Origin of the sequence: Rhodococcus sp. ENV425 (assembly GCF_002887785.1) — a bacterium.
GTDB lineage: Bacteria > Actinomycetota > Actinomycetes > Mycobacteriales > Mycobacteriaceae > Rhodococcus > Rhodococcus aetherivorans.
Map to the genome: position 1 here is coordinate 29468 of NZ_PCZU01000214.1, position 22573 is coordinate 52040.

A 22573-nucleotide genomic window follows, 5' to 3' on the forward strand; every position below is an offset into this window, starting at 1 on the left:
GAGGCGGGGTCAGGCGGGGAGCAGGCCGAGCGCGCGACGGGCCAGGGGCGCGACGAATTCGCCGCGTTGACCCATCCGCGCGTCGGTGGTCTCGCCGCGCACGAACCGTGCGTAGAGCTGCTGCAGAATGACCACGGTCTTCCAGCATCCGAACGCCTCGTACCAGTCGATGTTCGACAGGTCCAGATCGCTACCGGCCGCGTACCGCGCGACCACCTCCGCCCGCGACGGCAGGTCGAGGCCGTGCATACCGGGCACGACGATGAACGCCGCGTCCGAGGCCGGATCCACGGTCCGGTCCGGCCAGTAGTTGAGCAGCGTGCCCAGGTCGACCAGCACGTCCCCGGTCGTGGCCATGTCCCAGTCGAACACCGACTTGACCCGGTCCGGGTCGCCGTGCGGGAACTGGCAGTTGTCGACCTTGTAGTCGTTGTGGACGATCCCGGCCCGCTGGCTCGCCGGGATCGCCGCACGGATCCGCCGGGTCACCTCGGCCACGAGCGCCGCGGTCTCGGCCGGGGCGTACTCGGCGACGGCGTCCCATCGTGCCAACCAGCCCTGCACCTGCCGCTCCAGGTAGCCCTCGGGCCGGCCGAGGCCGGCCAGGTCGCATGCGGCGGGGTCGACCGCATGCAGATCCGCGAGCGCGTCGATCACCGCGAAGCCGATCCGCCGTCCGGCATCGTCGACGCCGGACATCGACTCGGGCACCGAATCCCACACCACGACACCGTCACGGTACTCGGAGACGAAGAACTCGGCGCCGACGACACTCTCGTCCGCACAGTGCAACAGTGCCCGGGGGGCGCGATCGTACTCGCGGTGCAGCCGGGACAGCACCCGATATTCGCGCGTCATGTCGTGAGCGCCCCGAGCGAGCTGACCGAAGGGCGGGCGGCGCACGACGAGGAGACGGTCGCCGAAGCCCACGCGGTAGGTGAGATTCGCCGAGCCGCGCGGGAACTGCAGGACGGAGAACTCCCCGTCGACGTCGTCGAGGTGCATCCGCAGGTATGCCTCGAGCGCGGCCCAGTCGAGGTCCTCCCCCGTCCGGACCGGCGCAACCTCCGTGCGCGGCTCCCCGACGTTCGAGGCCGACGGCTGCTCGCCGGACACGACCGAGCCCGTCATCACTGGGCTCCCACCGCGGGCAGGCCGAACTTGAGTTCGGCGGCCGCGTCGAGCGCCGGCAGGTGCGTCGTCGGGAACAGGCCCGACGCCGGCGTGGCGTTCTTCAGCAGCTGCTTGGCGATCTGCTGCTTGTGCAGCTCGGTGGCGCCGTCGGCCAGGCCCATGTGGTAGCTCTCGAGCAGCCACTTGCCGAACGGCATCTCCTTCGAGATGCCGAGGGAACCGTGCAGCTGGATCGCCCGGGACACGACGTTGTTGAGCACCTTCGGCATCACCATCTTCACGGCGGAGATATCGGCGATGACCTTCTTGTAGTCGTCGAGCTTGTCGATCTTCCAGGCTGTCTGCAGGACGAGCAGGCGGAACTGCTCGAGCTCGGCCCACGACTCGGCGATCATGTCCTGCACCAGCTGCATGTCGGCGAGGCTCCGGCCGCGCGTCTCACGAGACACCGCGCGCTCGAGCATCATGTCGAGCGAGGCGCGGACCAACCCGACGGTGCGCATCGCGTGATGGATGCGCCCGCCGCCCAGGCGGGTCTGCGCGACGGCGAAGCCCTCACCCTCCTCGCCGAGCAGGTGGTCGGTGGGCACCCGCACATCCGTGTAGCGGATGTAGGCGTGCGTGCCCTCCGACTCGTTGTGTCCCCACACCCCGACGTTGCGGATGATCTCGATGCCCGGGGTGTCCATGGGGACGACGAACATCGACGCGCGCTTCGTCCGCGGGGCATCGGGATCGGTCACGGCCATCACGATCAGGAACGACGAGAACCGTGCGTGCGAGGAGAACCACTTCTCACCGTTGATGACGTAGTGGTCGCCGTCCCGGACGGCACGCGTGACGAAGCTGGTCGGATCCGAGCCGCCCCGCGGTTCGGTCATCGAATAGCACGACATGATGTCGCCGTCGATGAGCGGGCCAAGGTACCGCTCCTTGAGTTCGGGTGTGCCGTAGTGCGCGAGGATCTCGGCGTTGCCGGAGTCCGGGGCCTGGCAGCCGAAGACCACGGGGCCACTGTGGGTGGCGCCGAGGATCTCGTTGAGCAGTGCGAGTTTGAGCTGGCCGTAGCCCGGGCCGCCGAGCTTCGGGCCCAGGTGGCACGCCCACAGGCCCTGCCCGCGCACGACGTCCTGCAGGGGCCGGATGAGCTTGTTCCGGGTGGGGTCGGTGACGTCCCATGCGTGCTCGACGACGCGGTCGACCGGGGCGACCTCCGCGTCCACGAACCGCTGCACCCAGTCCAGCTTCTCCTGGAACTGCGGATCGGTCTCGAAATCCCATGCCATATCGGTGGTCTCCTACTCGGAAGGTGAAAGTCGGGATGCGCCGGTCAGCGCGTGAGGACGGTGCAGGCGCTGATGCCCGGCGCGCCGTAGACGTGGGTGAAGCCGACCTTCGGCTCCCCGGGGACCTGCCGGTCCCCTGCCACGCCGCGGAGCTGTACGACGTTCTCGTAGACCTGGCGCAGGCCGGTCGCGCCGATCGGCTCGCCGTTGGCCAAGCAGCCGCCGTCGGTGTTGACCGGGATCGAACCGCCGATTTCGGTGGCACCGGACCGGATGAGGGACTCCTGCTCGCCGTGCTTGCACAACCCCGTCTCGGCGAGGTGCATGATCTCGGCTCCGGCCTCGGTGTCCTGGATCTGTGCGACGTCGACATCGCCGGGTTCGATGCCGGCGGCCTCGAACGCCGCGCGGGAGGCCGTGACGGTCGGGCCGTCGGCCCGTGCGGGCGACGTCCACGGACTGAACACCTCGAACGAGCCGAACTCCCTGGAGCGCAGTTCCGCGGACTCGAGAAACACCGGGGCATCGGTGTATTCGTGAGCCCGGTCCGCGCGGGCGAGGACGAGAGCCACCCCGCCCTCGGCGGGTGAGCAGAACATGTACTGCGTGAGCGGGTCGTTGACCATCGTGGAGCTGGCGATCTGCTCCTCCGTCATCGGCGTGCGGCGCCACGCGTGTGGGGCGAGCGCGCCGTTGCGAAACGCCTTGGCGGCGACTGTCGCGAGCAGCGACCTGGGCAGGTTGTGTTCGACGAGGTAGCGCTGGATCTTCATCGCGAAGAACTGGGTGGTGACCATCATGCCGCTCTCGCCGTACCAGCGGCCGATACCGTTGTCCTCGGGGCGGGCATTGAACGCGCCACGCGGATGTTTGTCGAACCCGACGACCAGGCCCAGATCGGACTCGCCGGAACGGATCCGGCTGACCGCGGAGGTCAGGGCACTGCCACCGGTCGCGCAGCCGTTCTTGACGTTGACGAACGGCAGCCCGGTCAGGCCCAGGGCAGAGACGAGCGTGTCGGCGTTGCCGGCCGAATCGCTGCCACCGTACGCGAACTGGATGTCCTTGAACTCGACTCCGGCGTCGGCGAGTGCCTGCCGTGCCGCATACGCGCCCTGCTCGAGCCCGCTCACGCCCTCCGTGCGGCCGAACTTGTGGATGCCGACGCCCACGATCGCGACCTTCATCGCTGCTCCTCACTGCTCGGGGCGAACGCGAACGTGACGATCTCGGTGCCGTCCTCGTCCACGTGGTTGACGATCGTTTTCAGCCGCATCGGCATGTCGATCCGCAACGCATCCGCATCGGCGACAGTCAGCCGCGCCTCGACGATCACGTCACCGAGGTCGACATAGCCCACGCCGAACGGTTCGAACGGCTCGACGCACACGAACGGGTGTTTCGGCGGGAAGGACTGCACGGTGTAGGACCACAGGGTACCCTCGCGCGGCAGTTCGAGATCCGTCATCGCATTCCCGCCGCACCGCGGGCAACCGCTCTGGTACGGGAAGGTGACCGTGCCGCAGGACGGGCAGCGGGCACCCCGCAGTGCGGCCCCGGGGTTGCCGCCGACGAACAACTCCGGGTCGATGGGGCGCCACGTTGCGGTGGAGGCGCTCATCGGCCGGCTCCATCCGTAGCGGCCGTGCGTTCGGTGTCGATCTCCCACACCGGCAGCACCACAGGGTTGCCCGCCGCGTCGGTGCCGAGGTCCTCGAACGCACTACGCACGGGGGTACCGGCCGCGACGTCGATGCGGCCGGGCAGGTTGCCGATCAGCCGAACCCCGTCCGCCTCACCGTCGACGTCGACGACGATCACCGTGTACGGCACCGGAAACAGCGGATGGACCTGATGCTCGACGATCGTGTAGGCATAGACGGTGCCTGTGCGGGCGACCGGCTTCCAGCGCACCGACGTGCTCGCGCAGTACACACAACGCGGCCGGGGCAGGTGTATGCGGCGGCCGCAGTCCTCACAGGTGAGGATCGCGAGCTCTCCGTCCGCGGCGGCGTCGAAGAAGCCCTTGCTGCCGCGCTCGGTGACGAGGGGGCGCAGCCGGTCCCGCGTGGTGTCCGCCGGTACGGCGGTGCCGCGGGCGCTCATGCCGACACCAGGATCAGCGCGCTGGCCGCCGGCGGCGGCGCGGAGGTGACGAGGGAGACCCGGGCTCCCTCGACCTGGCTGGTGGAGGTGCCGCGGATCTGCCGCACTCCCTCCACGACGTGGTTCATTCCGTGGATGTATCCCTCGGACATGTGTCCTCCACTCGTATTGATCGGGATCGACCCGCCGAGGTCGATCTGCCCGTCGGCAAGGAAATCGCCGGTGTCCCCGCGCTTGCAGAATCCGTAGTCCTCGAGCTGAATCAGCGCAGTGATCGAATAGCAGTCGTAGATCTGTGCGACGTCGACGTCGGCCGGGCCGAGACCGGCCCGCGAGTACAGCGTCTCCTGGCACACCCTCGACGGCAGGGCGGTGATGTCCTCACGCAAGAGCGTCGGGTACATGAGGCCCGGCTGCGGGTGCGGACAGGTGGACATCGCGACCGACCGGATCAGGGCCGGTGTCTGCCTCAGGTCCTCGGCCCGTTCGGTGGTGGTGACGACGACCGCGGCGGCACCGTCGGTCTCGAGGCAGTAGTCGTACAGACGCAGCGGCGACGACAGCATGCGCGAGTCGAAGTAGTCGTCGAGCGTCATGGTGCGCTCGTACATCTGTGCGGCCGGATTGGAGTTGGCGCGGCGGCGGGTTACCAGGGCGATCTGCGCGAGCTGCTCGGAGGTCAAGCCCGTTTCGGTCATATAACGCTGCGCGACCAGGGCGAAGTACTGACCCGACGACAGCAGGCCGTAGGGGCCGAAGAACTCCTCGAACGTCTCATTACCGCCGACCTCGGGGGTGGCGACCGGGGACAGACCGAAGCGACGGCCGGAGCGGCCGTTGAGGGAGCGGAACACCACGACGGTAGTGGCCTGCCCGCTCATGATCGCGGCGACGGCCTGCGCGACCATCGCGGCCGGGCCGGAGCCGCCCGGGCCGGCCTCGCCCCAGTAGGTCAGGTTCGGAACGCCCAGTCCGTCGGCCAGGGCCGCGCAGGAGACCAGGTCCATGTCGTTGCGGACGATGCCGTCGACATCGGCCGGGGTCAGTCCGGCATCGGCGAGGGCGTTCGCTGCGGCCTCGACGGCCAGAGCCGTAACCGACACGCCGGAGTCGCGGGAGTACTCCGTCGTGCCGATGCCGGCGATCGCGCAGGCATCCCTGCGCCAGGTGGGGTCGGTGGACATAGGCGGTCACCTCTGCGTAGCGCTCGCCGGGAAGCGGCGGGCGGATGGGTTCTGTCGTTTTCGGAATGCTCGAGGTCGAGGCCGGATTCCACCGGTCTCGTCAGTTCGCGGTCAAGCCGCCGTCCGCGGCAATCGCGGCTCCGGTCATGAACGAGGCGTCGTCGGAGAGCAGGAACGCGACCACCGACGCCATCTCGCCGGGGTCCGCGGACCGCGCCAGCGCCGTGTTCTCGACCACCCGGCTGCGCGTGGCCTCCGGCTCCGGGCCCTGCAGCGCGGCGGAATTCGCGCGCAGTCCGGTGCTCACCAGACCCGGGCACAGGCAGTTGGCCCGGATCCCCCGGGCGGCGTATCCCATGGCAACCGAGCGGGTCAACTGCAGGACGCCCCCCTTCGACGCGTCGTAGCCGGGGGTGTTCAGATTCGTGGACACCAGCGACGCGACCGATCCGACGGTGACGATCGACCCCCCGTCCGCGTCGAGCAGGTGCGGAATCGTCGCGCGCAGCGGCAGAAATGTGCCGGTGAGGTTCACCCGCAGGATGCGCTCCCAGTGGCCCAGGTCCATCTCGTGCAGCATCGCGGTCCCGGAAATGCCCGCGCACGTGACCACCCCGTCCAATCCACCGAACTCGGCGACGGCCGCTTCCACGGCCGCGGCGACGGAAGCCTCGTCGCCGACGTCGCACACCGACCCGATCACGGTGCCGCCGGCCGCGCGCACCGCATCGGCGACCTCCACGGCCGCGTCCTCACGGGCGTCGGTGACCGCGACGGCCGCGCCCTCGGCGGCGAGGCGGTGTGCGACGGCCGCGCCGATTCCGCTGCCGCCACCGGTGAGGAACACCCGCCGCCCGGCGAGCCGCTGCGTCAGGTCCGCGGACGTCGTTCCGCTGGTCTCGGTGATCGTCACAGCCGCACCCCCATGTCGACGGGGAGCGCGACCCCGGTGATGTACTGGGCCTCGTCGGAAGCCAGGAACAGCACCGCGTTGCTCAGGTGGGCCGCCGAAACCCACCCGACGCCCATCGGATTGCGGTTCTTGGAGCGTTCCCACAGGTCGTCCGGCCCCGGGTTCTCCAGATCCGGGCCGAAGATGCGGAAGGTGGCCTCGTTCAGCAGCATCGGGGTTTCGACGGCGCTCGGGTTGACGGTGTTCACCCGGATGCCGTGCGGGCCGAGTTCCGCGGCGAGCGTGCGCATCAGGCCCATGACGCCGCTCTTGGAAGCGTTGTAGTGGGCGATGTTGGCGGAGCCGAGCATGGCCTGGATCGAGCTCGTGATGACGATCGAACCACCCCGGCCGGCCTCGATCATCGCCGGCACGACCGCCTTGACGGTGTGAAAGGCGCCGGTGAGGTTGACGTCGAGCATGTCCTGCCACTCGGTGTCGCTGAGCTCCCACGTGGGACGGAAGCCGACGATGCCGGCGTTGGCGGCGACGATATCGATGTGGCCGAACTCCGCGAGGGCCTCGTCGACGACCGCGTCGAGCTGCTCCTGGCTGCGCACATCGGCGGTGCGTGCCAGTACGCGCCGCCCGGTCGCGGCGACCAGCGCCTCGGTCTCCTTCAGTTCCACCTCGGTCGGGAGTGGGTAAGGCACCGAGTCGATCTCGGTGCATGCGTCGAGGACGACGACGTCGGCGCCCTCCTGAGCGAGCCGCAGCGCGTGGGACCGGCCCTGTCCGCGGGCTGCGCCCGTGACGAGCGCAACCTTGCCTTCAACTCTTCCCATCGATCCGTCTCCTTCTCGGAATACCACTGGTTGTCGAGACCCGCTCGAGAGCGCTCGGTGACCGGAAGTCACTGCCGGCAGGGATCACTGGTTGAACAGCTGGCCGAACCGGACCTTCAGGGCCTCGAGCGCCTCGGGCGTCATCGCGCTCAGGTCCTGCGGCGCCACCGTGTCGATCGTCGTCACGGCCGACGAGACGTTCGGCAGCACGGCCGCGTTGCGGAACGAGAGCGCCTCCTGCCCGGCCGGGGTAACCATGTAGTTGGCCAGGAGCTGAGCAGCGTTGGGGTGCGGAGCTTTCGCCAGAATCGACGTGTACATCGGGGCCCCCCACACGAGCTTGTCGAACCCGCTGTCGACCGGTGCGCCGTTCTTTTTCTCCACCGTCTGGTCCTGGGCGAACACCGTCGCGGCGATCTCGCCGGAGGCGAGGGCCTGCGCGACCGGCAGCGCGCCCGGGTAGATCCGCGGCTTCTGCGCGGCGAGCCTTTCGACGAAGCCGTCACCACCGACCTGCTCGAGGTAGCTGCCGTAGAAGTCGACGTGCGCGGTCGACGTCGGCAGCACGATACCGATCTTGCCGTCGGCAAGCGCCGGGTCGAGCAGGTCCTCATAGCTTTCCAGTCCCGCGGGGTACCGGTCGGTGTTCCAGCCGAAGGTCAGCACGGAGGCGCCGGTGACGAAGTCGCCGGACCCGCGCAGCAACGTGTCGGTGTCGTATTCGGAGGACGGGTCGGTGAAGGCCGGACCGATCGGCTCGGCGATCCCACCGGCGGCCGCGAGCTCGACCCAGGGGGAAGTGGCCTGGGTGACGATGTCGGCGACCTGGTTGCCGGTGTCCGCCTCCGCGCCGACCTTCTGGTGGATGTTCGCATCGACGTCGCGGACGACGTTCACGCGGATCCCGTAGTCCGCCTCGAAGCGGCGGCCGAGTTCGGCGAGGGCATCGGCCGCGTTCGAGGAGTAGATAGTTACCTCACCTTCCGCCTCGGCGGCCCCGACGATCTTCTGCCACGACTCGTCCCCGGCGGGTCCGGTCGCTCCGACGGCCTCGGAGGTGATGCGATCGTCACCGCCCCCGCCGCACGCGGCGAGCAGCGTGGACACGACGGCGACGGCGATCACGGCGGTGGGTCGGGTGAGAGAGAACCGGCGACGGACGGTGCGGTCAGCGTGCGAGCGCCGGGAGGGAATACGCATGTGGGACGACTCCTGTCGAACGGTCGGCACGGCCGACGTAAAGGGGATCACCGCGTTCCGGCGATCACGGGTTCGCGATCACGGGTTCGCCCGATCAGGCGGTCGACGTCCGACCACCGTCGACCGGGATGATCGCGCCGGTGGTGTAGGTGGACCCAGGGCCGGCCAGGTACAAGGCGGCACCGACGATCTCGTCCGGATTCCCTGCTCGCTGCAGCGGCAGGGCCTCGAAGATCTCGTTGGCGTAGTCCATGTCCCATGCCTTGCTGATGTCGGTGAGAAACGCACCGGCCATGACCGTGTTGACGCGCACCGTTGGCCCGTACGCCTGCGCGAAGCCCTTGGTGAGGGCGTTCAGTCCCGCCTTTGCCGCGGCGTACGGCAGGTCGTTCGGCGTCGGGCGTTCGGCCGCGATCGAGCTGATGTTGATGATCGAACCGCCTGCACCGGCGGCCATCCGCGGCGCGATCAGTGCGGTGAGGCGGAAGGTGCCTTTGAGGTTGACGTCGATGACCTTGTCGAACAAGGCTTCCGAAACCTGGTCAAGGCTCGGGTACAGCGGGGCCATACCCGCGTTGTTGACGAGGACGTCGATGCGGCCGAATTCCTCGTAGACACGTTCGACGAGCGGTTGGTGAGCGTCCCAGTCACCGACATGGAAGGCCAGCGGAAGGGCCCGGCGACCGGTGGTCTCGGCGACCTCCGCGGCCAGTTTCTCGCAGCTTTCGACCTTGCGGCTGACAATCACGGTGTCAGCACCGGCACGGGCGAACGCGAGGGTCATCTCCCGGCCGAGGCCGCGGCTCCCGCCCGTGACGAGGGCGACCTTTCCTTCCAACGGCAGCGCCTGGTCGGTCATCGTGTGACTCCTTCGGGTATGGGGCCGCACCGTGTACTTCGGGTGCTGTGCCGGATTTTCGGTAGGTTCGAGGCCGGTACCGCAGCAGCGGTGCCGATCGAGGTGTGCTTTCGGGTTCGGTTCGGTCAGCCGCCGGCGGTGTCCGCGGCAAGCGGGACCACGGCCTTCCCGGTGGCGGTACCGTCGAGCATGCCGAGGAATGCGTCCCACGCGCCCGCGACGCCACCGGTGAACTCGGTGTGCACCGAGCGAATCCGATCCGAGCGGACGAGACCGGCCATTTCCGACTCGAATTCGTCGCGGGCATCGAGGTGGTCGCCGAGCAGGAAACCCTCCATGCGCGCGCGCCGCCAGATCAGCTTGAGGAGATTGCTAGGGCCGGGTTGCGGCGCGGCCGCGTTGTAGATGCTGATCATTCCGCACAGCGCGATGCGGGCGTGATCGTTGATCACCCGGATTGCGGCCTCGAGATGTTCTCCGCCGACGTTGTCGAAGTACACGTCCACGCCCGTGACACCGAGTTCGGTCATCGCACGGCGCAGAAGGTCCTTGATCGGGCCGTCGTGGTAGTCGAACGCGGCGTCGGCTCCCAGGCTCCGCGTGAGCGCGACCTTCTCGGGCGACCCGGCACTCGCGATCACCGTGGCACCGCGCAGTTTCGCGAGCTGGACAACCGTCGAGCCGACCGCTCCGGCGGCGGACGACACGAACACGACATCGCCGGCCACGACGCGAGCGATCCGCTCGACGCCGACCCATGCCGTCATGCCGGGAGTCCCCAACAGTCCCAAATGCATGGCGGGCGGGAGGTCGTCGTGCCGCAGGACACGGCACTCGGATGCCGGGACCAGCGAATGCTCCCGCCAGCCGTGGTCGTGCAGGACGAGAGCACCGACGGGGACGGCGCTCTCGGAGGACTCGGTGACGCGCCCGACGGTCGGGGCGAGCATCGGCTCGCCGATCTCGTAGGGCTCCGCGTAGGTGGCCTCGCCGCCCATGCGCCCCCGCATGTACGGCTCGACCGACATCACCAGGTTCGCGACGCGGACCTCGCCGGCCCCGGGAGCGCCGATCGTCGTCGCCACGAGTTCGACGTCGGTGTCGCGTGGCCGGCCGCTCGGCCGGGCGCGCAGCACCCACGCCTGCTGAGTCGGATCTGCTGTGCCGGTGAGGTTCACGTCGGTCTCGTCCTCCATGTCGGATCGGGAACTGTGAAAGAGCTGATGAGCGCCCGGGGGGGGGTACCCGGAAGTGGCGGTCAGGCGACGGCGCAGATCCGGTCGACGAGGTCGCGCCGCACGAGCTTGCCGGTCGGCGTCCGCGGCAGCTCGTCGACGAACACGACGTCGTCCGGTGTGCGGGAGCCGCGCAGCCGCTCACGGCACCAGGCCCGGAACGACTGTGCATCGTCGTGAACCTCGCTGTTCGGCACGATCACCGCGCAGATCCGCTCGCCCCACTCGTCGTCCGGCACACCGATCACGGCCGCCTCACGGACCTGGCCGTGATGCACAAGGACGTCCTCGATCTCGGCCGGTGCGATGTTCTCACCGCCCCGAATGATGGTGTCGTCGGCGCGGCCGCCGATGTAGAGGAAGCCGTCCTCGATCCGGGCGCGGTCGCGGGTGGGGAACCAGCCGTGCGCGTCGAGCACCGAACCCTTGCCCATGTACTCGCCACTGACCTGTGCGCCGCGAACCCAGAGCAGCCCCGTCTCCCCCTCGGCGAGGACGGTCACGTCGTCGTCGTCCCGGACCTGGGCCTGCATCCCGGGAACGATGCGTCCCGCAGAAGCAAGCCGGCCGCGGAGGGCAGGGTCGGCGAGCGCTGCCCGATGATCCTCGGGACCGAGCACGGCGATCGTCGAACTGGTCTCGGTGAGACCGTAGGCATTCACGAAACCGGTGTCGGGGAAGGCCGTCAGGGCCTTTTCGAGTACCGGCTGTGGCATGCGGGCTCCGCCGTACGCGAGAGACGCGAGAGACGGTGTGTCGGCGGGTGCGCCGTCGAGATGTTCCACGATGCGCGCGAGCATCGTCGGCACGACCATCGCGCTCGATACCTCCTCCTCTCGGACGAGATCGAGCCACGCCTGGGGCGAGAAGTCGGGCAGATGCACCATCCTACGGCCGGCGTAGATGTTGCTGAGCACCGCCCCCAGACCCGCGATGTGATAGGGCGGGGTGCTGACGAGCGTCGCCTGTTCTTCTCCCGCAGAACCGAATTCGACGGTATTGAGCAGATACGACAGCAGATGCCGGTGACGGAGCAACACCCCCTTGGGTGCCGAGGTCGTTCCCGACGTGAACAGCACGATCGCCGTGTCGTCATCGGCCGAGCGATCCCCCGTCGCCCGCTCCGTCGTGCGTGCGAGCTCGAGGAACTGCGAGGGCGTGACGATCCGGTGCGAGAGCCCGGAGAGCTTGTCGACGTACACGTCGTCGGCGACGACGATCGGCTGGTCGAGCCGCTCGATCAGTTCGCGTAGCTGGTCGGCGCCGAGTCGGTAGTTCAGCGGCGCGAGCGGGATGCCGGCGCGTGCCGAGGCGAACATCAGGACCGGCAGAACGGGGCCGTTCACGCCCACGAAGACGACATGGCGGGCCCCGAGTTCCTCCAGGACCGTGGCTCCCCTCGACGCGATCTCGTCGAGCTGCCCGTAGGTAGCCCCATCGGCCCGGCGTCCCATTGCGAGCCGATCGGGTGTGGCCGACGACGCCATGTCCAGGACCATTGCGATGCCCATTTCACCACCTGTCTGAGAACACGCTCACGATGCGACGACCTCATCCGTGCTTCCGGCCGACGCCCTCCTCGAAGGAACAGGGGAAGTGCTTCACGTCACTTCTCCCTTCCGATGTGAACCATAGCAACTATGGCAATATTTGTGAAGGTAATAGTAGTTCTGCGTCCCGATGCGGCATAACCCCAGGAAGACGACCTGCCGAGGCGGCAAGAGGCACTCCTGACGCAGCGCAGCCCTCCGACCATGAGGTCGAAGGGCTGCGTCAAGCCTCGGGCTCAGACGCTTGTGCGGCTGACCAGTTTCGTGGTGTCCACCGGCGCCGCAACCCGCGGCAGCTTCACCAGCGCCAGCATCACTCCTGCCACGAGCAGGCACCCGATCGGGAAATACAGGCCGATGGTGACATCGTCGGCGGTGGCGTTCTTACCGATGACGGCGCGCCCTGCGGGATGAACAGCGAATGTATCGCTCACTCGATCAGGCCGACAGCACGATACATTCGCTCACTCGGCCCCTAGCGTGCCCATGAGTGAGCCATCTCGCGCGAGAGGCGGGGACGTGTCTCCTGCCACGAGTGGGCCGAGTAGGACGCTTATCTGCTCACGGGCGTGCACAATTGAGTGGCCGGCCCGTTCCGACCGGCCACCCGCACTACCCGACTGCACGCACCATGGAAGGCCCGGAATGAGTTCGACGGAGATCAGCGCCGACCCCCACGCCGGCACACTGCGCAGCCCCCGCTTCTGGCTGGCGCCGGTCGTCGTGGTGACCGCCGTGATGGCGGCCCTGGCGGCCCTCTACATCGGCAGCATGATCAATCCGGCCGACAATCTGCACAAGTTCCCGGTCGCGATCGTGAACCAGGATGTCGGCGACGTGCTCCCCGGTTCGGATCAGCAGCGCAACCTCGGCGCCGAGATCACCGCCGCCATCGCCGACGGGGTCGATCCGGAGGAGATCGATCTGCAACAGGTCGGGATCTCCGCGGCGACCTCGGGACTCGATTCGGGCCGGCTCTACGGGGCGATCGTGATTCCGAGCGACTTCACCAAACGCACGTCGATTCTTGCGCAGGGCAGCGTGATCCCCGGCGACATCGAGAAGCCGATCATCACCGTCTACACCAACCCGCGCACCGGCACCTTCGGCAAGGGCATCGTCGAGTCGATCGCCGACCGCGCCCTGACCACCGTGAACACGACCGTCGGGGAGCAACTCACCACCACGGTCACCGATACCCTCGCCACCAGTGCCCCGGATCTGCAGTTGTCCGGCGGAAGCCGCTTGGTGCTGGCGGATCCGATCGACATCCGCTTCGTCGAGCACAAGCCCCTGCCCGACGGCACCGGGCTGGGCCTGTCCGCGTTCTACTACACGCTGCTGCTCATCCTCGCGGGCTTCACCGGCGCCACCATCGTCAACTCGCTCGTCGACAGCGCCCTCGGCTTCGTCCCCACCGAGTACGGGCCCTGGTACGTCGACCGGAAGACGGCGCACCTGTCGCGGTTGCGGGTCCTGCTCGTGAAGTGGGCGATCATGGTGATCCTGGGACTGATCGTCTCCGCGCTCTACCTCTGGATCGCCACCCTGCTCGGCATGCCCGTGACCCGCGCCCTGCTGCTGTGGGAGTACGGCGCCCTCGCGGTCACCGCCGTGGGTGTCACCTCGATCTCGGTGATGGCCGTGTTCGGTTCCGCCGGACTGCTGGTGAACCTGTTGATCTTCATCATCCTGGGCCTGCCGTCGTCGGGGGGCACCGTGCCACTCGAGGCCATGCCGCCGTTGTACTCGTGGCTGTCGACGTTCGAACCGATGCACCAGGTGTACATCGCGACCCGGGCCATCCTGTACTTCGACGGCAGCGGGCCGGCGGGTCTGACCCGGGGCGCCCTGATGACACTCCTCGGACTCGGCATCGGCCTCGTGCTGGGTGGGGTGGTGACCCGGATCTACGACGTGCGCGGATTCCACCGCCGCAGCGACGCGGAGCCTGTGTCCGCCGCAGCGTAACGACGCGAAAGACAGGACCCCGCTGCTCCTCGAGGGCAGAGCAGCGGGGTCCCAGGTCTCGAACGTAGCGTTCCGATTCCGCCCGGCCCAGCCGCGACGGGGTGAAACGGGGGATGAAATGGGTCCTCGACGGCGACGCCGGGCGGGCACATCGGGTGCCTGCAGGACGGTATCGGAGTACGCTCATTAATGAGTACACTCATTTTGGGAGGCGCGGGATGGTTACCTCATCGGGAACTCCGGGTCGTCGAGACCGGAACATGCGTGACAAGCAGTCCCGCATCTTCGCCGCCGCCGCATCGTTGTTCGCCGAGAAGGGCTTCGCGGGAGTCACGACACAGCAGATCTCCGAACGTGCGGACGTCGCGGCTGGAACGTTGTTCCGCTACGCGACGTCCAAGGGCGAACTGCTGATGATGGTCTACAACCAGCAGTTCCGGTCGGCCCTGAGCGCCGGCGACCGCGAGTCACGATCGCGGCGCGACCCGGTGGACGCGGTGCAGGCCGTCGTCCGACCTATTCTCGAGGCCGCCGACAGCAACGTCGAGAACACGGTGAACTACCAACGTGAGCTGCTGTTCGGCTCCGCAAGCGAGAAATACCGTTCCGAGGGACTCGATCTCGTCGCCCGCTTCGAGGAGACGATCGCGCGTCGGCTCGTCGAGGCCGCGCGGAACCGCGGGCTGGACGAGAGACGAGCGGAGGACCAGGCCCGGCACGCCGGCCGGAGCATCTTCGCGATCCTGCACCTGATACTTGCGCGCGCATTCACCGGTGCGCATCCCGACGACGACCCCGAGGCCGACCTGCACGCCCAGATCGACCAGATCGTCACGGGTTTCTTCGCGGCACTCGACGACGACCGCCCGGCCCGCAGCGGGCCGGAACCGGGCGCGTCCTCCCCACAACGAAAGAAGGAAGCATGACCAGCCGGATCAGCAAGGTGACCGTCCTCGGGACCGGAGTCCTCGGCGCGCAGATCGCGTTCCAGTCCGCCTACAGCGGATTCGCCGTCACCGCCTACGACATCAGCGACGACGCCCTCGCCAACGCGCAGAAGCGCTTCGGCGGGCTCGCCGAGACGTACCAGCGTGAGGTTCCCGGTGCCGGCGACGGGAAGGCGGAGGCGGCCGCGACCGGCATCCGCCTGTCCTCCGACCTCGCAGACGCCGTCCGGGACGCCGACCTCGTCGTCGAGGCCGTGCCCGAGGTCCTCGACATCAAGCGGGACACCTACACGAAGCTGGGCGAGGTCGCACCCGCGGACACGATCTTCGCCACCAACTCCTCCACACTCCTGCCGAGCGACATGAAGGACTTCACCGGCCGTCCCGACAAGTTCCTCGCGCTGCACTTCGCCAACCAGGTGTGGAAGTTCAACACGGCCGAGATCATGGGCACCGACGACACCGACCCCGCGGTGTTCGACCAGGTCGTCGACTTCGCCGCGGCCATCGGCATGGTCCCGGTCCCGATCCACAAGGAGAAGGCCGGCTACGTCCTGAACTCGCTGCTGGTGCCGTTCCTCAACGCCGCCGGTGAGCTCGCCGCGGGCGGCTACGCCGACCCCGAGGACGTCGACAGGGTGTGGCGGATCGCCACCGGCGCACCCATGGGTCCCTTCCAGATCTACGACGTCATCGGACTCACCACGCCTTACAACATCCTGTCCCACGGCGACGAGAAGGACCGGACCACCGCCGCATGGTTGAAGGAGAACTACATCGACGCCGGCAAGCTCGGTGTGGCGACCGGCGAAGGGTTCTACCGCTACCCCAACGACAAGTAGCGGCAGATACCGCGAAGGGGCGACGCCTCACGTCCTACAGCAGCCCCGCAAGCCCACAGGGGTGGACGAGAGGACAGCATGGTTCGTCGGGGCCGGGCTCGCCTCCCTGTCCGAAACTGTTGCGTGAGAATCTGATCGCAAAGCTGGAGACGACGGAGATCGGCGACCTACTCGAGGAGTCCGGCCTGCTTTCCGAGTAACCGTGCGGGTCCGGAGGCGACGGTGGACGGGACCGTCCGCCGGCGGTGTCGGCACGGCGGTGCAGACTGGACGGGTGCGCACCGTACTGGTTCCCGACACCGCCGGCGGGCAGCCGCCCGGCGGATGGACCGTTCCGGTCGGCGCCGACGGACGCCCGCTCGCCGCGGCCGAATACCACGACGACCTCGCGACGGCCGCGCGGACGCTCGAGGCGGCGGACCCGCCGCGGTGGATCTGGACCGGCACCGCGACCGTGTACCCCGCCCTGCTGCGCGCCGGGGTCCGGGTGCGCCGATGCCACGATCTGGCGTCCACACGCGCGATCCTGAACGTACGCGCCGGGATTCCCGCACCACCGGAGCAACAACCGGTCGACGAGCGCCCCGGGCTGTTCGACGTCGCCCCCACCGTCGACCCCGAGACCGTGCTCGCCGAGTTCGAGCGGCAGCGCACCGAACTCGCCGGCAATGCCCGGCTCGAACTGCTCGTCGCCGCCGAATCGGCGGGCACGCTGGCCGCCGCGGAGATGGGTTTCGACGGGTTGCCGTTCTCCGCCGACGCCCACCGCCGCGTGCTCGAGCGCACCCTCGGTCCGCGTCCCGCCGACGACGGGCTGCCACCCCGGATCACCGAACTGAACGCACGGATCGGCGAGGTGTTCGGCCGTGCGCTGAATCCGGCCTCGCACACCGAAATTCTCGAGGCGTTCCGACGCGAAGGCATCGACCTGTCGTCCACCCGCAAATGGGTGCTGCGCGAACTCGACCATCCGGCGGTGCCGCTGCTCTTGCAGCACCGGGATCTGTCGAAGCTGCACAGCACCAACGGGTGGCAGTGGCTCGACACCTGGGTGCGCGGCGGGCGGTTCCATCCGGTCTATGTGCCCGGTGCCGTGGTGTCCGGGCGCTGGGCGAGCCGCGGCGGCGGGGCCCTGCAGATCCCGAAGGCGCTGCGGTCGAGCGTGATCGCCGAGCCCGGGCACGTCTTCGTGATCGCCGACGCCGGCCAGCTCGAACCGCGCATCCTGGCCGCGATGTCCGGCGACCCGCGGATGACGGCGGCGGCGGGCGGCGACGACCTGTACGCACCGGTGGCTGCGGCCGCGTTCGGCGGTGACCGGGCGAAGGCGAAGGTGGCCGTGCTCGGCGTGCTCTACGGTGCGACGGCCGGCGAGTCACGTGCGCTGCTCACCCTGCTGCGCAGGAGCTTTCCCGAGGCGGTGGAGTTCGTGGAACGCGCCGCACGTGCCGGCGAGCGCGGTGAGGTGGTGCATTCGTGGCTCGGCCGCGCGTGCCCGCCGCCGGGTGCCGACTTCTTCGCGCACGGCGACGCGCGGGCGCGGGGGCGGTTCACCCGCAACTTCGTCGTTCAGGCGACGGCCGCCGAATGGGCGCTGTGCGTGCTGGCCGATCTGCGCCTGCGCCTGGCCGCCGACGACACCGGCGAACTCGTCTTCTTCCAGCACGACGAGATCGTGGTCCACACCCGCACCCCGGAGGCCGCGACGGCGCACCTGTCCGCCGCGGTGGAGTCGGCGACCCGGCTGTTGTTCGGTGACACGAAAGTTCTTTTCCCCATGCATGTCTCGATACGGGACCGTTACGGCGAGGACGAGCCGTAGGCGGCGTGCGTCCACAGGTGGAACGCGGCGTAGGCCCGCCACGGACTCCACTGCCGGGCCCGGGCCGTCGCCTCGCGGGCAGAACCCACGCCGAGGGCCCTGCGCAGCACCAGATCTCCGGCGGGATACGCGTCACGGTCCCCGAGGACGCGGACGGCGAGGTAGTCCACGGTCCACGGCCCGATGCCGGGCAGTGCCGCCAGATCGGTGCGGAACCGCACCGGTTCGGCCGGATCGAGCCCGTCGGCCGCGGCGCGAGCGAGCGCCAGCACGGTCCGCACCCGCGCCCGGGTGAGCCCCACCGCCCCCTGCCCCTCGTCGGCATCCGCGGCGGCGAGCCGCTCCGGGGCCGGAAAGCAGCGCATAGCACCGGATCCCGGATCTCCGTAGCGGGCGACGAGCCGGCCGGCGAACGTGGCGGCGGCGGCGACGCTGACCTGCTGGCCCAGCACGGTCTGCACGGCGGTGTCGAACCAGTCCGTCGTCCCGAGCACGCGCAGTCCCGGCCGGGCAGCCACCATCCGGGCGAGCTGCGGATCGGCGCCGAGCGCCGCGTCGATCACGGCAGGCTCGGCGTCGAGGTCCAGCCACCGCCGGACCAACTGCTCGACCTCGGGCAGGTCGCGGCGGTCCGCGTCGATCCGGATGGGCACGTGCTCGGCGGCCGGCCGGGGCCGGATCGCGACCACCGCCGGGCCGTGCCGGCCCCGCACCGACCGCACGTGCGTGCCGGTGGCCGCGTCGTGTCGTTCGAGACCGGCGACGGTGTGGCTGCGCAGGGCCGCCAGCATCGGGGCGGTGGCCAGCGGCGGCGTCACCGCCAACCGCAGGGCGACGCTCACGCCGCGGCCTCGAGCCGCAACAGGGCGCGCTTGGCGTCCACGCCGCCCACGTACCTGCCGAGGTCTCCGTCGCTGCGCACCACCCGGTGGCACGGCAGGACGACGGGCAACGGATTCCGCGCGCACGCCGTACCCACTGCCCGGACGGCACGCGGGCTGCCGGCCACGGCCGCCACCTCGGCGTAGCTGGCGGTACGGCCGTAGCCGATGCGCGGCAGGTGCGTGATGACCTCGCGGCGGAAGCCCCGGGCCAGGCGCAGGTCGAGCGGCAGGTCGAACGCGGTGCGGGCGCCGCGGAAGTACTCGTCGAGCTGGCGGGCGGCGTCGTCGAGCCGGGCGGGCGCGGCGAGGATGCGCGGGCTGATGTCGGCGGCGAGCCGGGCGAGGACCGCCTCGTGATCCTCGGCGGCGTAGGCGACCCGCACGAGGCCGGCGGGGGTGGCGGCGAGCAGCAGCGGTCCCACCGGGGTGTCGACGATCCGGTAGGCGACGTCGAGCAGGTCGGCGGCCTCGGCGTCGAGGATCAGCCGCGCGTGCAGGCGCGTCAGGTCGGCAGCATCGACAGGCGACGATTCGAGCGTCATGACGGTTCCTCCGTCGGGTAGCGGCGGCGCAGCGCGGCCCGGCCGTCGGCGGCGGCGCGGCGCGCGGCGTCGGTGGAGTTGCCGAGGATCGCGGCTATCTCGGCGTAGGGCAGGCCGACGACGTGGTGGTAGACGACGGCGGCGCGCTGAGTGAACGGCAGCGCGGCCACCGCCGACCACAGGTCGTCGTCGGGCTCGGGCATCCCGGAGGCGAGGGGGCGTTCCGGCAGGGCGGCGACGGGCACCGGGGTCCGCGCCCGGGCACGGTGGACGTCGACGGCCTTGCGGTGCGCGATCGTGACGAGCCACGCCTCGACGTTGCTGCCCGGACGCAGCGCCGGGTAGGCGCGCAGCGCGGCGAGGAACGTCTCGGACCACGCGTCGTCGGCGTCGACCGGACCGAGCAGCGCGCGGCACACCCGCAGGACGGTGGCGCCGTGCTCGGCGACGACCCGCTCGAACGGCGGCAGCGGGTCAGGGGACGGCATGGGTCACCTGCGCCTCCCGGTCGAGCAGGTAGCGCTTGCGGGCGAGACCCCCGGCATATCCGGTGAGGCTGCCGTCGCGGCCGATCACGCGGTGACACGGCACGACGATGCTGACGGGGTTGCGGCCGTTCGCGGCGGCGACCGCCCGCACGGCCGTGGGGTGCCCGACGGCGGCGGCCAGGTCCGTGTACGTGCACACCGTGCCGTAAGCGACGGTCCGCAGCGCCTGCCAGACGCGGAGCTGGAAGGCGGTGCCGTGCAGTGCCAGGGGCACGGTGAACTCGGTGCGCTGCCCGGCGAAGTACTCGGCGAGCTGCTCGGTGACCTCCTCGAAACCGGTCGCCGCGACGTCTCCGAAGGTGCGCGGGCCGGGCCGGTGCCGGTGTTCGGCGAGGTACAGGCCACTGAGTGCTCCGTCCGTCCGCACCAGGGTCAGCGGTCCGATCGGTGAGTCGACGACCGTGTGGGTTCGCGTCGCGTTCACGGGGTTGATCCTTCCATCCGGCGTATACGAGGTAGACGCATCGGCGGAGAGAAATGTGAGAAACCAGCGATCCGAGATGCAGTTCACCCGGGCGGGGATGGAATATCGGGGACAGGGGCGGTGTTGAAGAGTTCGGATCGGCACGCTCCGTGTCCCCCGGGCTCAGTTGTTTTGCCTTTGCAGAGTTCCGTCCGGCTGGAGCTGCATTGCGCCTGTCGCCGTGAGGCGACCGGACGTGCCGGTCCTTTTTCTTTCTTCCCGTCTCGGCGGGCGTGGCCCCGTCCCGGGGCCGGGCGAACCGCGGTCGCGGCGTCGAGCCTCCCGGTCGACGCCGATATAGTCGTCATCACTCGTCGCGTGGCTTATCGATTCGGGACAGGAAGCGGCAGTTGAAGCCTCTCGCACGCTATGCCTCACTGAACAACTACGTCGAGCTCGCCCACTCGCTGGGCTTGAATCCCGCCTCTCTCGCCAGGAGCGCGGGCCTGGACCCGGCCAGCCTGAGCCTGCAGGACCGCTGGGTGCCGGCGGCGGCGATCGCCGAGTTGCTCGAACGCTCCGCCGCCGAGTCCGGCCGGGACGACTTCGGCCTCGCCCTCGCCGAGCGCCGGCGATTCTCCAACCTCGGCCCGCTGAGCCTGGTCATCCGGGAGGAACCGGACGTCCGCAGCGCCCTGAAGGTCCTCATGCGCCACGAGCACATGTACAACGAAGCCCTGCGCATCCGCCTGAACGAGCACGGCGGTGTCGCAACCCTCCGGCTCACCCTCGACCTGGGGCAGCCGGGGACCTTCCGCCAGTCTGTCGAACTCGCCGTCGGAGTTCTGCACCGGTTGCTGCAAGGCTTTCTCGGGCCGGCCTGGCAGCCCGTCACCGTGTCGTTCGCCCATCCGGCTCCGCGCAGCATGCGCACTCACCTCCGACTCTTCGGACCCGTCGTCGAATTCGAGCAGGACTTCGACGGAATCACCCTCTATGCCAAAGATCTCGACGCCCCCAATACGATGTCCGATCCGCTGTTGCGGCCGTACACCCAACAACTCCTGGACTCGATGCACGCCACACGCGAGGCGACGACGCTCAATCGTGTCCGCGAACTGATCGAACTCCTGCTTCCCACCGGTCGTTGCTCGATCGAGCAGGTCGCTCGCAGCCTGGGGGTGGACCGCAGGACGGTGCACCGCAGACTCGCCGAGGAAGGCCACACCTTCTCGTCGCTCCTGGATTCGGTCCGCGCCGAACTGGCCGGGCACATGGTCGGCAACCGGCGCTACTCCCTGACCGAAGTCTCCGACCTGCTCGGATTCTCCTCGCCCAGCAGCTTCTCGCGCTGGTTCCGGAAGCGCTTCGGGTGCACCCCCAGCCGGTGGCGCGCCGGAGAATCGTCGTCGGATCAGCACCGGGTGCGTCATATCGAATCGATATGACGTGATGCGGAAACACGGTCTATCCGCCCGACCCGGGAGCCGTCAGGCTGGGCACCATGGCCGTATCCCCCACCACGCCCGCACCGCCGGTCTCGGTTCGCCTGCGCACGCCCGTCCCCGGACTCGTTCTCTGCGGCGCGGGTGCCGCGGCTGCGCTCGCTGCGTCGGCACTCGTCGACGGCCTCAGCCCCCTGCTGATCGCGATTCTCGCCGGTGCACTGCTGGCCAACACCACGAGGTTGCCGACCGTCACCGAACCGGGCATCACCATGGCTTCCCGGCGGTTGCTCCGCGTCGGAGTCGCGCTCCTGGGACTTCAGCTCCTGGTCACCGACGTCCTGGACCTCGGCTGGGGCGTGCTCGGCATCGTCGTCGCCGTCGTGTCCTGCGGCATCGCCGGAACCATGGCACTGGGCCGGATCCTCGGTCTCGGCTGGACGCAGCGACTGCTCATCGCGTGCGGATTCTCGATCTGTGGAGCGGCCGCCGTCGCAGCCGCGGACGGGGTCGTCGAGGCCCGGAAGCAGGAGGTGGTCACCGCCGTCGCACTGGTGGTCGTCTTCGGCACTGCGATGATCCCCGGCCTCCCGCTCGCGGCGTCCGTGCTCGGGCTCGACCACACTCGGGCAGGCGTGTGGGCCGGTGCCGCGATCCACGAGGTGGCGCAGGTCGTGGCCGCCGGCGGGGCCATCGACGCCCACGGTGCCGGCGCGGCCGGAGCGACCGCTCTCACGGTGGCGGTGACGGTGAAACTCGCCCGGGTCGCGCTGCTCGCGCCCGTGATCGCCTGGATCGGCGTGGCCTCGCGCCGCGTCACCGCCACGCAGGCCGACACGCGGCGCCCACCGCTGGTGCCGCTGTTCCTGCTCGGCTTC

General features: G+C 69.4%; 23 protein-coding genes. 6 read left to right on the plus strand and 17 right to left on the minus strand.

The features are described from left to right. Positions 1 to 9 precede the first annotated feature (9 nt). The 13 genes from CQZ88_RS18355 to CQZ88_RS18415 all read right to left on the minus strand — a co-directional run bounded on the left by CQZ88_RS18355 (position 10) and on the right by CQZ88_RS18415 (position 12725). Positions 10 to 1131, minus strand: coding sequence for a phosphotransferase family protein (locus CQZ88_RS18355; protein ID WP_065923375.1), 1122 nt, complete (start codon positions 1129 to 1131; stop codon positions 10 to 12). Further along, positions 1131 to 2420, minus strand: coding sequence for an acyl-CoA dehydrogenase family protein (locus tag CQZ88_RS18360; protein ID WP_029546418.1), 1290 nt, complete (start codon positions 2418 to 2420; stop codon positions 1131 to 1133). The genes CQZ88_RS18355 and CQZ88_RS18360 overlap by 1 nt, the downstream gene beginning before the upstream one ends. A gap of 44 nt (positions 2421 to 2464) precedes the next feature. Beyond that, complete coding sequence (locus tag CQZ88_RS18365; RefSeq protein WP_102800127.1) at positions 2465 to 3607, minus strand: thiolase family protein; 1143 nt, start codon at positions 3605 to 3607, stop codon at positions 2465 to 2467. Then, positions 3604 to 4041: a Zn-ribbon domain-containing OB-fold protein gene (locus CQZ88_RS18370; RefSeq protein ID WP_029546420.1), complete on the minus strand. Its 438-nt coding sequence runs from the start codon at positions 4039 to 4041 to the stop codon at positions 3604 to 3606. Before CQZ88_RS18370 ends, CQZ88_RS18365 begins: the two co-directional genes overlap by 4 nt. Further along, positions 4038 to 4526 carry a Zn-ribbon domain-containing OB-fold protein gene (locus tag CQZ88_RS18375; RefSeq protein WP_102800128.1) on the minus strand — a complete coding sequence of 163 codons (489 nt, stop codon included), beginning with the start codon at positions 4524 to 4526 and terminating at the stop codon, positions 4038 to 4040. The genes CQZ88_RS18370 and CQZ88_RS18375 overlap by 4 nt, the downstream gene beginning before the upstream one ends. Further along, complete coding sequence (locus CQZ88_RS18380; RefSeq protein ID WP_102800129.1) at positions 4523 to 5710, minus strand: lipid-transfer protein; 1188 nt, start codon at positions 5708 to 5710, stop codon at positions 4523 to 4525. Before CQZ88_RS18380 ends, CQZ88_RS18375 begins: the two co-directional genes overlap by 4 nt. Before the next feature lie 100 nt (positions 5711 to 5810). Beyond that, entirely contained in the window at positions 5811 to 6623 is an 813-nt protein-coding gene (locus CQZ88_RS18385) for an SDR family NAD(P)-dependent oxidoreductase (protein WP_050036000.1), read from the minus strand. Continuing rightward, positions 6620 to 7447 carry a mycofactocin-coupled SDR family oxidoreductase gene (locus tag CQZ88_RS18390; protein WP_006939872.1) on the minus strand — a complete coding sequence of 276 codons (828 nt, stop codon included), beginning with the start codon at positions 7445 to 7447 and terminating at the stop codon, positions 6620 to 6622. The genes CQZ88_RS18385 and CQZ88_RS18390 overlap by 4 nt, the downstream gene beginning before the upstream one ends. An 84-nt stretch (positions 7448 to 7531) precedes the next feature. Continuing rightward, positions 7532 to 8647: an extracellular solute-binding protein gene (locus CQZ88_RS18395; protein WP_102800130.1), complete on the minus strand. Its 1116-nt coding sequence runs from the start codon at positions 8645 to 8647 to the stop codon at positions 7532 to 7534. 94 nt (positions 8648 to 8741) lie between these two features. Beyond that, positions 8742 to 9506, minus strand: a complete 765-nt coding sequence (locus CQZ88_RS18400; protein WP_029546425.1) for an SDR family NAD(P)-dependent oxidoreductase — start codon at positions 9504 to 9506, stop codon at positions 8742 to 8744. Positions 9507 to 9631: 125 nt separating this feature from the next. Next, the gene (locus CQZ88_RS18405) at positions 9632 to 10702 is read right to left on the minus strand and encodes an NADP-dependent oxidoreductase (RefSeq protein ID WP_102800131.1); all 1071 of its coding nucleotides are present in this window, start codon (positions 10700 to 10702) and stop codon (positions 9632 to 9634) included. Between the two features lie 62 nt (positions 10703 to 10764). Then, complete coding sequence (locus CQZ88_RS18410; RefSeq protein ID WP_102800132.1) at positions 10765 to 12252, minus strand: class I adenylate-forming enzyme family protein; 1488 nt, start codon at positions 12250 to 12252, stop codon at positions 10765 to 10767. Positions 12253 to 12527: 275 nt separating this feature from the next. Next, the gene (locus CQZ88_RS18415; protein WP_006939881.1) at positions 12528 to 12725 is read right to left on the minus strand and encodes a hypothetical protein; all 198 of its coding nucleotides are present in this window, start codon (positions 12723 to 12725) and stop codon (positions 12528 to 12530) included. Positions 12726 to 12936: 211 nt separating this feature from the next. Between CQZ88_RS18415 and CQZ88_RS18420 the strand changes: the two genes are divergently transcribed. The 4 genes from CQZ88_RS18420 to CQZ88_RS18435 all read left to right on the plus strand — a co-directional run bounded on the left by CQZ88_RS18420 (position 12937) and on the right by CQZ88_RS18435 (position 17873). Further along, positions 12937 to 14262: a YhgE/Pip domain-containing protein gene (locus CQZ88_RS18420; protein ID WP_102800133.1), complete on the plus strand. Its 1326-nt coding sequence runs from the start codon at positions 12937 to 12939 to the stop codon at positions 14260 to 14262. 260 nt (positions 14263 to 14522) lie between these two features. Beyond that, positions 14523 to 15188, plus strand: a complete 666-nt coding sequence (locus CQZ88_RS18425) for a TetR/AcrR family transcriptional regulator (protein ID WP_065921991.1) — start codon at positions 14523 to 14525, stop codon at positions 15186 to 15188. Beyond that, positions 15185 to 16051, plus strand: a complete 867-nt coding sequence (locus tag CQZ88_RS18430; protein WP_102800134.1) for a 3-hydroxyacyl-CoA dehydrogenase — start codon at positions 15185 to 15187, stop codon at positions 16049 to 16051. The genes CQZ88_RS18425 and CQZ88_RS18430 overlap by 4 nt, the downstream gene beginning before the upstream one ends. Positions 16052 to 16325: 274 nt before the next feature. Beyond that, positions 16326 to 17873, plus strand: coding sequence for a bifunctional 3'-5' exonuclease/DNA polymerase (locus CQZ88_RS18435; protein WP_373566452.1), 1548 nt, complete (start codon positions 16326 to 16328; stop codon positions 17871 to 17873). Here CQZ88_RS18435 and CQZ88_RS18440 read toward each other — a convergent pair. Genes CQZ88_RS18440 through CQZ88_RS18455 form a run of 4 tightly spaced genes read right to left on the minus strand, consistent with a single transcriptional unit; the run spans position 17852 to position 20271 of the window. Then, positions 17852 to 18715, minus strand: coding sequence for a DNA-3-methyladenine glycosylase (locus CQZ88_RS18440; protein ID WP_102800136.1), 864 nt, complete (start codon positions 18713 to 18715; stop codon positions 17852 to 17854). The two genes, CQZ88_RS18435 and CQZ88_RS18440, sit on opposite strands and share 22 nt — an antisense overlap. Further along, entirely contained in the window at positions 18712 to 19299 is a 588-nt protein-coding gene (locus tag CQZ88_RS18445; RefSeq protein WP_029546432.1) for a methylated-DNA--[protein]-cysteine S-methyltransferase, read from the minus strand. The genes CQZ88_RS18440 and CQZ88_RS18445 overlap by 4 nt, the downstream gene beginning before the upstream one ends. Continuing rightward, positions 19296 to 19787: an RNA polymerase sigma factor gene (locus CQZ88_RS18450; RefSeq protein ID WP_006939896.1), complete on the minus strand. Its 492-nt coding sequence runs from the start codon at positions 19785 to 19787 to the stop codon at positions 19296 to 19298. Before CQZ88_RS18450 ends, CQZ88_RS18445 begins: the two co-directional genes overlap by 4 nt. Further along, a complete protein-coding gene (locus tag CQZ88_RS18455) occupies positions 19774 to 20271 on the minus strand; it encodes a methylated-DNA--[protein]-cysteine S-methyltransferase (protein ID WP_102800137.1) in 498 nt (165 codons plus the stop codon). The genes CQZ88_RS18450 and CQZ88_RS18455 overlap by 14 nt, the downstream gene beginning before the upstream one ends. 389 nt (positions 20272 to 20660) lie before the next feature. Between CQZ88_RS18455 and CQZ88_RS18460 the strand changes: the two genes are divergently transcribed. Together CQZ88_RS18460 and CQZ88_RS18465 are read left to right on the plus strand one after the other, a co-directional pair. Next, positions 20661 to 21698: an AraC family transcriptional regulator gene (locus CQZ88_RS18460; protein WP_102800138.1), complete on the plus strand. Its 1038-nt coding sequence runs from the start codon at positions 20661 to 20663 to the stop codon at positions 21696 to 21698. Positions 21699 to 21754: 56 nt separating this feature from the next. After that, positions 21755 to 22573: YeiH family protein (locus tag CQZ88_RS18465; RefSeq protein WP_258008658.1), on the plus strand; the 819-nt coding region annotated here is incomplete at its 3' end.